General features: G+C 36.8%; 12 protein-coding genes and 1 tRNA gene. 4 read left to right on the top strand and 9 right to left on the bottom strand.

What is annotated here, in order from left to right; genetic code table 11:
• Positions 1-334: 334 nt before the first annotated feature.
• The 5 genes from IGL07_RS02155 to IGL07_RS02135 all read right to left on the bottom strand — a co-directional run bounded on the left by IGL07_RS02155 (position 335) and on the right by IGL07_RS02135 (position 4,139).
• Positions 335-496, bottom strand: a complete 162-nt coding sequence (locus IGL07_RS02155; protein WP_010817025.1) for a hypothetical protein — start codon at positions 494-496, stop codon at positions 335-337.
• A gap of 723 nt (positions 497-1,219) precedes the next feature.
• Positions 1,220-1,293 (bottom strand) — tRNA-Lys (locus IGL07_RS02150).
• An 81-nt stretch (positions 1,294-1,374) separates the two neighbouring features.
• Positions 1,375-1,512, bottom strand: a complete 138-nt coding sequence (locus tag IGL07_RS02145) for a hypothetical protein (RefSeq protein WP_002355364.1) — start codon at positions 1,510-1,512, stop codon at positions 1,375-1,377.
• Positions 1,513-1,518: 6 nt separating this feature from the next.
• On the bottom strand, positions 1,519-3,669 hold the full coding sequence (gene feoB, locus IGL07_RS02140) for a ferrous iron transport protein B (RefSeq protein WP_010711987.1): 2,151 nt from the start codon (positions 3,667-3,669) through the stop codon (positions 1,519-1,521).
• Positions 3,666-4,139 (bottom strand): ferrous iron transport protein A, encoded by a 474-nt coding sequence (locus tag IGL07_RS02135; RefSeq protein ID WP_002355361.1) that lies wholly within the window; start codon positions 4,137-4,139, stop codon positions 3,666-3,668. The genes feoB and IGL07_RS02135 overlap by 4 nt, the downstream gene beginning before the upstream one ends.
• A gap of 513 nt (positions 4,140-4,652) precedes the next feature.
• Here IGL07_RS02135 and IGL07_RS02130 point away from each other — a divergent pair.
• From IGL07_RS02130 to nrdF, 4 genes are all read left to right on the top strand, one after another.
• Positions 4,653-4,877: a redoxin NrdH gene (locus IGL07_RS02130; RefSeq protein ID WP_002355360.1), complete on the top strand. Its 225-nt coding sequence runs from the start codon at positions 4,653-4,655 to the stop codon at positions 4,875-4,877.
• A 1-nt stretch (position 4,878) separates the two neighbouring features.
• Complete coding sequence (gene nrdI, locus IGL07_RS02125) at positions 4,879-5,256, top strand: class Ib ribonucleoside-diphosphate reductase assembly flavoprotein NrdI (protein ID WP_002355359.1); 378 nt, start codon at positions 4,879-4,881, stop codon at positions 5,254-5,256.
• Positions 5,237-7,396, top strand: coding sequence for a class 1b ribonucleoside-diphosphate reductase subunit alpha (gene nrdE, locus IGL07_RS02120; protein WP_002358443.1), 2,160 nt, complete (start codon positions 5,237-5,239; stop codon positions 7,394-7,396). Before nrdI ends, nrdE begins: the two co-directional genes overlap by 20 nt.
• A gap of 200 nt (positions 7,397-7,596) precedes the next feature.
• Positions 7,597-8,562, top strand: a complete 966-nt coding sequence (gene nrdF / locus IGL07_RS02115) for a class 1b ribonucleoside-diphosphate reductase subunit beta (RefSeq protein ID WP_002355357.1) — start codon at positions 7,597-7,599, stop codon at positions 8,560-8,562.
• Positions 8,563-8,814: 252 nt separating this feature from the next.
• On the opposite strand, the gene IGL07_RS02110 is transcribed toward nrdF, so the two are convergent.
• The 4 genes from IGL07_RS02110 to IGL07_RS02095 all read right to left on the bottom strand — a co-directional run bounded on the left by IGL07_RS02110 (position 8,815) and on the right by IGL07_RS02095 (position 12,088).
• Complete coding sequence (locus IGL07_RS02110) at positions 8,815-9,171, bottom strand: hypothetical protein (protein ID WP_002375865.1); 357 nt, start codon at positions 9,169-9,171, stop codon at positions 8,815-8,817.
• 79 nt (positions 9,172-9,250) lie between these two features.
• Entirely contained in the window at positions 9,251-9,952 is a 702-nt protein-coding gene (locus tag IGL07_RS02105; protein ID WP_002355354.1) for an MgtC/SapB family protein, read from the bottom strand.
• A 95-nt stretch (positions 9,953-10,047) separates the two neighbouring features.
• The gene (nagB, locus tag IGL07_RS02100; RefSeq protein ID WP_002355352.1) at positions 10,048-10,749 is read right to left on the bottom strand and encodes a glucosamine-6-phosphate deaminase; all 702 of its coding nucleotides are present in this window, start codon (positions 10,747-10,749) and stop codon (positions 10,048-10,050) included.
• A gap of 130 nt (positions 10,750-10,879) precedes the next feature.
• A complete protein-coding gene (locus IGL07_RS02095; RefSeq protein ID WP_002390468.1) occupies positions 10,880-12,088 on the bottom strand; it encodes an LCP family glycopolymer transferase in 1,209 nt (402 codons plus the stop codon).
• Positions 12,089-12,203 lie beyond the last annotated feature (115 nt).

Below are 12,203 nucleotides of genomic sequence, written 5' to 3'. Positions count from 1 at the left end.
CACATTTAAAGTTGAAAAATTTATCTGGCTTATGTAAGAATCCATTAGTTGAACTGGAAATTTAATAATAATTGGAAATCCAATTAACATTACAGCTATCAACAATAAATTTAAATAATATATGCCTTTAGCCACTCTCTCAATTCTTTTTTGAATAGCAAATAAAGGAATTTTAAATAGTTTCCGACTATTCAACTCAAACACGATATTACTTTGACTATTTGTATTTGGGTATGTACACAAATTATGCTTACTTAATATGGTTCTCATTTTTTCGTAGCTAATCGTACTATTTTCATGTAAAAATTCTTTTACTTCTTCAATTTTTTCTTTCTTAAGCAAAGCAATATGTACAATCGAAATTACATATTCTAGCAGACATAAATGTCAACGCAACAGTCCCTCTACCTGGAACTTTTTCTACAGCTACATCCGAACTATTTTCCTTTTTAAATTGCTCTTGATCACTATTTATTAAATACAGCTGATTCTGCATGCTTTTCCTCCTTATATATTACTACTCGCTTCATAAAATCATTTTAAATTTACAAATAATGAAATACCATGTATATAGTTTAAAGGAACAGGAATGTAAATTAAATAAGTAAAAGCGGAAAATTGTTATGACTCCATAGATAAATTTTTAGTAATGTTTACACTTTAAATGTTATAAAATAACAGGTAATATGAAATGCCTACAACTTTTTTAAATTATTTTGTCTAGAGATACACCTGTTCATAAAATAGCAAGGAGAAAACAAAGCGTTGCTTAACTCACACATTCTTTCACTAAAGTTGGAGTCCCACCCAGTTTCCAAAAAGCTTATTATTCCCTATCGCTTTTCTTAGCGAGCGCGAACAACATATTTGTAATAGTTATCGTAATCTCAACAGAAAAACGACCTATCAAATAGGTAGATATGCAGCAAAAACTGTTGTTTCTCTCAGCCTATTATTTAATATCAACCATTCAGCATGCAGGAAGTCTCGCTGTCTCATACAAAAAATACAACAATCGTACCTGAACCACCTGCATAGCAGGTGGTTTTCAATATATACAAAAAATTCCAGAGGATTTTCTCCTCTGGAATCGACAGGATTCTACAATTTCTCTTTACCAACATTATTTGACAAAGAGCAAAAAAAGAGAACGCGTACTCCGTCTTCGAAACGTCCTAAGACGCCGACAGAATACCGTTCTCGTGGGTTTGGCACCCAATGGGGGCATAGGGATTCGAACCCTAGACCCTCTGATTAAGAGTCAGATGCTCTAACCAACTGAGCTATGCCCCCGTTGTATAAAATGGCTTTTCAGCTACCTCAATATTGTAGCACTCCGCTATTATTTATACAAGAGGGAATTTTTTTCAGTTGTTATTCTTGTGAAGATTGTTCTTTTTTTACAGGACAAGCTGTTTGACAATCTTCACAACTTTCCCCTTTTTTGATTCGTCGATAGGTGATGATTCCTGCTGTTCCAAAAATTAAAATGGATAAAATAATTGTTGCCATCCGTTATTACCCTCTTTCTAAAGAAGTGATTGCTTGGATACTTTCTTTGCCTGGCTTTGGTTTTCTTATAAGGAAATAAAATCCAGCTAAAACAACGCCCATCGCTAAAAAAGTCCCCAGAGTTAGTGTACCTTTTTCGACTAACACATGGCCCAATTGATAAATCACAAAACTAACCATATAAGCCAAACCGCATTGATAACCAATGGCTCCTAATGTCCATTTAAGGTCTCCCATTTCACGACGAATTGCGCCAATTGCAGCAAAACAAGGTGCACATAATAAGTTAAAAGTTAAGAACGAATAGGCCGCGACTGGCGTAAAGGTGTGTTGCAATGCGCCCCAGACTTCTACCCCGTTTTCAGAAACATCTTTCACATTGCCAAATAAAATGCCTAAGGTGCCAATAATATTTTCTTTCGCTATCAGTCCTGTAATTGTGGCAACTGCCCCTTGCCAATTACCCCAGCCTAATGGGATAAATAGCACCGCCAACCCTTTACCTAGAAATGCTAGAATACTTTGACTTTCTGGAACGGGTTGAAACGTCACAGAATAATGTGACATGAACCAAATGAGAATACTGGAAACAAAAATAATCGTTCCTGCTTTTTTTACAAATGAGCGACATCGTTCATAGGCATGTCGAACCACACTTCTAAGCTGTGGCAAATGATAGGCGGGAAGTTCCATAATAAATGGTGCTGGATCTCCCGAAAAATGCTTGGTCTTTTTTAAAGCAATCCCTGATAACACAATGGAAGCAACCCCTAAGAAATAAGCAGAGGGCGAGACCCAACTTTGGTTAGGAAAAAATGCACCTGCAATCAGAGCGATAATTGGCAACTTCGCCGAACACGGCATAAAAGTCGTGACCATAATAGTCATTCGCCGATCGCGTTCGTTTTCAATCGTTCGACTAGCCATCACGCCTGGGACCCCACAACCTGTCGCAATTAACATCGGAATAAATGACTTACCAGATAGGCCGAATTTCCGAAACAAGCGATCCATGACAAAGGCAATCCGTGCCATATAGCCACAATCTTCTAAAAAACCTAAACATAAAAACAGGACGGCCAGTTGCGGTAAAAAGCCTAACACCGCCCCAACACCTGCAATGATCCCATCTAAAATTAAACTTTGCATCCATGGCGCTACTTGCCATTGCGCCAACCAATTTCCCACAAATTGAGGAACCCATTCCCCGAAAAAGACATCGTTTAACCAGTCTGTCCCCATTGTACCAACCGTTTGAATAGACAAGTAATAGACCAACCACATCACAAACGCAAAGATTGGCAACGCCAACCACCGATTGGTTACCACTCGGTCAATCTTATCACTGTGAGTAAATGTCATTTCTGTTTTTTTCGTCGCACACAAAGCAATTAATCGAGCAATAAAGGCATAGCGTTCATTGATGATAATCGCTTCACTTTCATCTTGAAAGATTTTTTCAGTAATTTGAATGACTTCTTCAATTTCTTTTTCTTGAAAAGAACTCAATAATAATTGCTCTTTGGTTCGAACATCTCGTTCAAAAAGTTTTAAACTATACCAACGCTGTTGCGTTTCAGGAACAGTATTCCCTAAAATATCAACAATTTCAGCAAGTGCTGCTTCTAAGCGATTATCATAAGAAGGATAAATAACCTCTGTCTCTATGGCATTCGCTCGCTGCTTACTTTGTTTTAAAGCGTGATCCAACCCACGATTCTTCAAAGCACTAATCTCAACGACAGGCACGCCTAAGCCATAACTTAACTTTTCACTATTCAATGTTTGGCCGTTTTTTTCCAACAAATCCATCATGTTTAACGCACAAACAACCGGTAATCCGGTTTCAATTAATTGTGTTGTTAAATAAAGATTCCGTTCCAAATTGGTCACATCGAGAATATTCAAAATCACTGAAGGTTGGTCCTCCAAAAGGTAATCTCGCGCCACAATTTCTTCAGGCGTATAAGGAGAAAGAGAGTAAATCCCTGGCAAATCTTGAATAATGAGTGTCTTATCTTTCTTTGCCACCCCCTCTTTGCGTTCCACAGTCACCCCTGGCCAGTTTCCAACATATTGGTTGGCTCCTGTTAACATATTGAACGTTGTCGTTTTACCGCTATTAGGGTTGCCGGCTAGTGCAATTTGCTGAGTCATTCGCTTTCCTCCTTCTCAACCAAGATCAGTTCCGCCTCACTTTTTCGTAACGTTAGTTCGTAACCACGTACATTGATTTCAATTGGATCAGCTAAAGGAGCCACTTTGCGAATAAAAATTACTGTTCCTTTTGTTAAGCCCATGTCCATCAACCGACGTTTCACCGCTCCTTGTCCGTGGATCCCTACTATTGTAGCGCGTTCTCCAACTTTCAAGGTATCCAAGGAGACCCAAACTTTCTCATTCGCCGAGCGCTCCTCCACATGAATCGCTTGTAAAATCGTATCTGTCAGCGCAATTCGACTATTATGTAATAAAACAATACCATTTTGATTCTGATAATTGACAAGGACAACTGCTTGGCCTGCAACGACACCTAAATTGTTCAGATGTTTCTTTGTCTGAACATCTGCTTGGACGCTTTCGACTGTATAGACTTTCCCAACTTCTGCCTGCGCTAACGTAATCATTTACTTTCCTCCATGTGAAAAAGTTTCAAACGAAAATGAGAATCGTTCTCAATTAAAAGAATACGCTTGCTTACACGGAAAGTCAATGAATTTCTGGATGTATCTCCTGTTTTCTTCTATTTTCCTTCTATATAGAGACACTTTTTTCAGGTTACCATTTTTGAAAAAAAGTCAGCACTTGTTTTTTATGTTACTAGCTACTGTAAAATTCCACTCATTCAATAACAAATCCGCTTGTTTTTTCTTCTTGTGCCTAACTCAAATGTCAACACAATATTTAGTGTTTTTTCACTAAATGTTCTCTTTCAAAATTTTAATTTTTTTGTTTGTCAAACACTGACCAATGTGTTTTTTCTCCCAAAAACGAGGATTCACGTGTTTTCATTTTTCTTTCAAAAACACAAAAACTAGTATTATGAGAAAAATGCACCACAATATATAGTGTTAAAGTGTTGACTTTTTTCTACATAGATTTATACTAGTCTATGTAGAAAAAAAGAGGAGGAACTTTCAATGAACGTAAAAATCTTTTCAAAAAATAACTGTATCCAATGTAAAATGGCGAAACGTTTCCTAAGTGAAAATAACATCGCTTTTGAAGAAATCAATATCGACGCACAACCAGATGCTATCGACTGGTTAAAAGAACAAGGGTTCCAAAGCGTACCGGTAATCACATCTGAAGCAACAACCGTTGTTGGCTTCCGTCCAGACCAATTAAAACAATTGGCTAGCTAAGATGAAACTTGTTTATTTTTCAGTCACCGGTCAAACAAGGCGCTTTATTAAAAAATTGGATTTGCCTGCTTATGAACTTGAGCCAGCGAATCCTTTTTTTGAAATAAATGAGCCTTTTATTCTTGTCATTCCTACCTATGATGCAGAAATTACAGAGGTAGTGAATGACTTTCTTGATTATAAAAGTAATCAAGAACTGTTAGTTGGTGTAGCTGGTGGGGGCAACCGTAATTTTGCTGAATTATTTGTCTATACCGCCAAAGATATTGCCCGCGATTACCACGTTCCGCTTCTATACTCCTTTGAGTTTAGCGGAACAGACGAAGACGTGGAGACCTTTAAGAAAGTAGTGGAAGAAATTGAGTCTAAAAGAAATTAAAGATGTCAGCTATTTCAAACTGAATAACGAGATTAACCGTCCTGTTGATGGTCAAATCCCTTTAAATAAAGATAAAGAAGCACTCGCAGCCTTCTTTAAAGAAAATGTAGAACCGAATACGCGTAAATTCAGCTCTGCTGAAGAAAAAATCAACTTTTTAATGAAAGAAGATTTTATTGAAACTGAATTCATCAAAAAATATTCAATGGACTTTATTGAAAAATTATATGCTTTCTTAGATGAACAACATTTCCAATTCAAGTCTTTCATGGCGGCTTATAAATTTTATTCTCAATACGCTTTAAAGAACAACGCCGGAACAGAGTATTTAGAAACATATGAAGATCGGGTTGCCTTTAATGCCTTGTATTTTGCGGATGGCGATGAAGAGTTGGCTTTAACATTGGCGGATGAAATGATCCATCAACGGTATCAACCAGCCACACCTTCTTTCTTAAACGCTGGACGTAAACGTCGAGGCGAATTGGTTTCTTGTTTCTTAGTTCAAGTAACAGATGATATGAACAGCATTGGGCGTTCAATTAATTCTGCCCTTCAATTATCACGAATCGGCGGCGGCGTAGGAATTACTCTTTCCAACTTACGTGAAGCGGGCGCACCAATCAAAGGTTATGATGGCGCAGCAAGTGGTGTTGTCCCTGTTATGAAATTATTTGAAGATAGCTTTAGCTACTCTAACCAATTAGGTCAACGTCAAGGTGCTGGTGTGGTTTATCTAAACGTCTTCCATCCAGATATTGAAATGTTCTTATCTGCTAAAAAAGAAAACGCTGATGAAAAAATCCGTGTAAAAACGTTGTCTCTTGGTGTTATTGTTCCAGATAAATTTTACGAATTAACACGTAACAACGAAGATATGTATTTATTTAGTCCTTATAGTGTGGAACGTGAATATGGTGTGCCTTATTCCTATGTAGATATCACCAAAGAATATGATAACCTAGTGGCCAATCCAAACATACGTAAACGTAAAATTAAAGCCCGTGACTTAGAAAATGAAATTTCTAAATTACAACAAGAATCTGGCTATCCTTATATCATCAATATTGATACAGCTAACAAAAACAATCCGATTGATGGCAAGATTATCATGAGTAACTTATGTTCTGAAATTCTTCAAGTTCAAACGCCTTCTGTTATTAATGGGAAACAAGAATATGAAGTTTTAGGAACAGATATTAGTTGTAACTTAGGTTCAACTAACATTGTTAATTTAATGGAAAGTCCTGACTTTGGAAAATCTGTTCGCGCTATGACGCGTGCGTTAACTTTTGTAACAGATGCTTCTGAAATTGATGTCGTGCCAACTATCCAAAATGGAAATCGTTTAAGCCATACAATCGGGCTAGGCGCAATGGGTTTACACACCTTCTTCGCTAAAAATCATATGGAATACGGCTCTGAAGAATCATTAGACTTTACAGACATTTATTTCATGTTATTAAATTACTGGACTTTAATGGAAAGTAACCAAATTGCGAAAGAACGTAACCAAGTCTTCCACAATTTTGAAAAATCAGATTATGCTTCTGGTGCTTACTTCGATAAATATATTGAAGGCAACTTTACACCAAAATTTGATAAAGTGAAAGAAATTTTCAAAGACATTCAGATTCCAACGGCTGAAGATTGGGCTGCGTTACGCGATGCTGTGAAAAAAGATGGTCTTTATCATCAAAATCGTCTAGCCGTAGCGCCAAATGGTTCAATTTCATATATTAATGATACTAGTGCCAGCATTCATCCAATTACTCGCATGATTGAAGAACGTCAAGAGAAGAAAATTGGTAAGATTTACTATCCAGCGCCTTATTTAGCTAATGATACAATCCCTTACTATACTTCTGCTTACGACATGGATATGCGCAAAGTGATTGATGTCTACGCAACAGCGCAACAACACGTTGATCAAGGAATGAGTTTAACCTTGTTTATGCGTTCAGAAATCCCTGAAGGCTTGTATGAATGGAAAGAAACACCAAAACAAACAACCCGTGACTTGAACATTTTACGTCATTATGCGTTCAACAAAGGGATTAAATCAATTTACTATATTCGTACATTTACAGATGATGCTGAAGAAATTGGCAGCAATCAATGTGAGTCTTGCGTGATTTAATGAAAAGCACTTAAATAAGGCGTTCTGCTTGAGCGTCTTATTTTTTAGGAATGTTCTCTTTTTAAACAGGACATTTTCAGATATACTGGACAAAGAAGAACGGCTGCACGCTCCTATTTGGACTCTGTAGAACGTTTTAAGCGAAGAAACGAGACAACTAGTCAAACAGACTGCTGTCCCAGCATACAGGAGGAATAACCATGGCAACGTATTATGAAGCAATTAACTGGAACGCCATTGAAGACGTCATTGATAAATCCACTTGGGAAAAATTAACCGAACAATTTTGGTTAGATACACGGATTCCGTTATCCAATGACTTAGATGATTGGCGGACTCTTTCCGATTTAGAAAAAACTACTGTCGGCTACGTTTTCGGCGGTTTAACTTTATTAGATACTGTTCAATCAGAAAGCGGCATGGATCAACTGAGAAATGATGTGCGGACGCCTCATGAAGAAGCCGTCTTAAATAACATCCAATTCATGGAATCTGTCCATGCCAAAAGTTATTCTTCTATCTTCAGTACATTAAATACAAAAAAAGAGATTGATGATATTTTTGAGTGGACAAATACCAACAAACATCTGCAATATAAAGCAGAACGGATTAACGAAATTTATAAAAACGGTACTCCGTTAGAGAAAAAAATTGCTAGTGTATTTTTAGAAACGTTTTTATTCTATTCTGGGTTCTACACTCCCCTTTACTATTTAGGAAACAACAAACTAGCGAACGTCGCTGAAATTATTAAATTGATTATCCGTGATGAATCAGTGCACGGCACGTATATTGGCTATAAATTCCAATTAGGATTTAATGAATTACCAGAAGATGAGCAAGATAAACTAAAAGATTGGATGTATAATTTACTTTACGAATTGTACGAAAATGAAGAACGTTATACAGAAGAATTATATGATGACTTAGGTTGGACCGAAGAAGTAAAAACCTTTTTACGTTACAACGCCAACAAAGCTTTAATGAACTTAGGTATGGATCCCTTATTTGCGGATACAGCCAATGATGTGAACCCGATTGTAATGAATGGTATTTCGACAGGAACTAGCAACCATGACTTCTTCTCTCAAGTAGGAAATGGCTATTTACTAGGAACAGTTGAAGCCATGAAAGATGATGACTATCTTTACGGTTTAGATAAATAGCAAAAAGCTAGAAACGATTAACGTTTCTAGCTTTTTATTTTACCAACTTCCAGAGGCACCGCCACCGCCGAATGAGCCGCCACCGAACCAAGAACTAATCCAACCAAACATACTTTTCACCTCCCTAAGTAAAAGATATATATAAATTAGAGTATGAAACCATTTTATTATGTACCCTACTCTAACTTATAAGTAATTTCTTTTCTCATTGCCCCTGATAAACAGGATAACAATTAGCTTATGCAAAATGGATTACTTTTTTCTTTTAAAAGCAACCTGGATAATTTTGGAGAAAATAAAGCTAAAAATTATGATGCAGGCTAAAATAACAAAAGAACCGATAGTATTTTCCAAAACATTCTTAAATACGGGAATTTTTATTAACCCTAGATACCCAATAAGAGATAAAATAATGCCCACCAAATAAAATTGGAGTATTTCTCGGCTAGATTTTTCTTCTCCTTTTTCAAATCTGGTAGAAGCAAAATCTCCCACTTGAAATGGAAGGGGTGAACCATTTTGCGAAGGATCTACTTTTGTATTCATTTTATCAAAAGAAGAATTAGAGATATTCATTTTCTCATTAGCTTTTTCTTGATTATTTTTCATCCTACATCCCTCTCTATTTTCATTATCCCTATAAAACTAAACGCTAAAAGCATTCATTTCATGAGATATTTTTTAATTTCTACACATTAATCAATCGTAATTTTGTTACATTATTTGAAACAGATAGATCTTCGATAACATCGGCATACGTTAGGCCTTTAGGCAAATCAATAGTATAGATATTCGTATAGATTTTTGTATCATCCACCCAAGAAACATTGAAATTCACATCATAAATTTCAATATGTTTTTCTTCAAAATACTGATTAATAAATTCTTTGGTTTCTTGTTTATGTTGATAGCGAATTTCTAATTTTTTGATTGTTGGTACGTGAATAATTCGTTTGACAATGGTTAAGGCAAATAATACACCGATAAAACTTGTTAAGGCAATCGTATAGTAGCCCATGCCCACCGCGATCCCTAAACCAGCAACGGTCCATAGTGACGCTGCTGTCGTCAATCCGGTGACACTTTGTTTCGTTACAATGATGGTTCCAGCACCTAAAAAGCCGATTCCACTTACAACTTGTGCAATCAACCTTGCTTGATCTGAACGAATGACCCCCGTCAAAGCCGGATTAGCTAACGCATCTTTCAATGCATTGATTGCAATTTGCGACTGAATTAACGCAATAATAGCCGCGCCCATACAAACTAAAATGTGAGTGCGCATCCCTGCTGGGCGATTCTTATATTGTCTTTCAAAACCAATTGCACCACCCATCACCATCGCTAGGACTAACCGTAAAATAATTTCTGGAATTGTTAGCTGTAACATCCTTTTCACCTCTTCTTCTATTACTTCCAGTATAACAAAAAAAGAACTTGAAACATAAGGAAATCCTTATGTTTCAAGTTCTTTTTCATCAACGATTATAATTTACTTGCAGCTGCATCATCAATGATTACAACAACATCTTGATGGTTTTGTAATGCACTTGCTGGCATGTCTGTTGTTACTGGTCCGTCAATCATTCCTTTAATGGCCTCTGCTTTTGCTTCGCCATAAGCCATTAAAATCATTTTTTTACCTTTCATGATTGAGCCAATCCCCATAGAAACAGCACGTGTTGGGACATCTTCTACTTTGTCAAAATAACGTTTGTTTGCGTTGATTGTTGATTCAGTCAACTCAACGACATGTGTTAAGCTATCTAGAGGTGTGCCTGGTTCGTTGAAACCAATGTGTCCATTTTGACCAATACCTAAGATTTGGATATCTACTGGATGTGCATCGATAATTTTTTCATATTCTGCGGAAGCAGCATCTAAATCTTCTGCTTTACCATTTGGTACAAATGTTTCTTTAAATGGTTTTTTGTCGAATAAGTGTTTGTTCATGAAATAACGGTAACTTTGCTCATCTTCGCCACCTAAACCAACATATTCATCTAAGTTTACAGAAGTCATTTCTGTAAAGTCGACATCACTTGCTGTCATTTCTTTATATAATGTTTCTGGTGTACTACCTGTTGCTAAGCCTAAAACTTTCGCACCATTGTTCATACCTTCTTTAATTAATTCAAACGCTTTTTTGCCGCCTTCTTCTGCATTTGCTACACGGATAATTTGCATTTTGACACGCTCCTTACGGTTTATTTTGGTATAGTCCAATTATAACACCTTCTGAAAAAAATTTCTAGAATAAAAGAAAAAAACTTCTATTTCCCATCAGAAATAGAAGTTTTCGAGCTTGTTTAACAGATTAATATTGCGGTGCGTTGGGATCCACATACGTATTTGGATCAGCATAAGCGTTTGGATCTGTGTACGCATTTGGGTCAACGTACGTATTCGGATCGTAGGCTCCTTCTGCTGCTTGTTGCGTATTGCCGTTGTATTCTGTTTGTCCGGCTGTGGTGTCCGCTGTGCTACTCGAACTAGTAGAGCTATTAGCACTTGAATCACCAGATTCACCAATCAGTGCAGTATCTGTAACAGCATAGCTAAACTGATTATAAAAGGCTAAATCTTTTTCACGTTCAGAAGCATGTTCTTTTAAACCAAGTTGTTTTCTAAGCGTTGTTTGTGTTTTGTATAAGCTATTTGGATCTAGGACTTGATAATAAATATCATCAATGGTTGCACTGTATCCTTGTAATTGTTCTGAGTCAATTGTTTTAAAGGCAGATAAATATTTTGATTGGATGTCCATCATGTCATCCCAAGTTAAGTCTGTTTTTACGTTGGCTTCAACAGCATCAAGAATTTTTCGATATTTTGAAACACCATCAAAACTCATGACTTTGCGCACAATTTTCTCAACAACTTCTCGTTGGCGGCGTTGACGACCCACATCTCCTTCAGGATCTTCGTGACGCATCCGCGCATAAGCCAAACCTGTCGTGCCATCTAACTTGATTTTACCTGCTGGAACAGTAATACCGTCCAACGTAAATTCACCAATCGTATTATCTACTTCAATACCGCCTACCGCATCAATCAGGTCTTTTAACCCTTTCATATTGATGGATACATAGTGATGGATGGGAATATCCAGTAATTCTTGGACTGTATTAATCGCCATTTCGGCGCCACCAAATGCATAGGCATGGTTCAATTTGTCTTGTGTGTCATTTCCAACAATATCTGTTAGAATATCTCTATCCAAACTGATCATTGTGGACTTGTTTTCTTTCGGGTTGATGGTTACAACCATTGTAGTATCTGAACGACCTTGCTCTGTTCGGCCTAAATCGCCTGTGTCAATCCCCATTAAAAGAACAGAGAATGGTTCTTGCGCATCAATATTGGCCGTGGCTCCTTTATTGGACTTACGGTTAACTGATTGATAGATCCCATTAATTGTTGAATTGGCATCTGAATACATCTTAATCCCGTAAGCACATACCCCAGCTACTACCACTAGCAAGACGCTCAAGAAGCCCAGTACTACTTTTTTCCATAGTTTCATAAGACACTTCCTCGTTTATCTAAGAATAATTCTTAATTCATGCCCTTTATTTTCTCATAGTTTGCTTATTCAAGCAATATTTTTTATTTTTTGGAACAAGAACTTAACACAATTG

The sequence above is a fragment of the Enterococcus sp. DIV1368f genome, from assembly GCF_051712245.1.
Taxonomy (GTDB): Bacteria; Bacillota; Bacilli; order Lactobacillales; family Enterococcaceae; genus Enterococcus; species Enterococcus faecalis.
The sequence above is the reverse complement of the archived record's forward strand: the minus strand, read 5'-3'. Positions and strand labels throughout refer to the sequence as shown.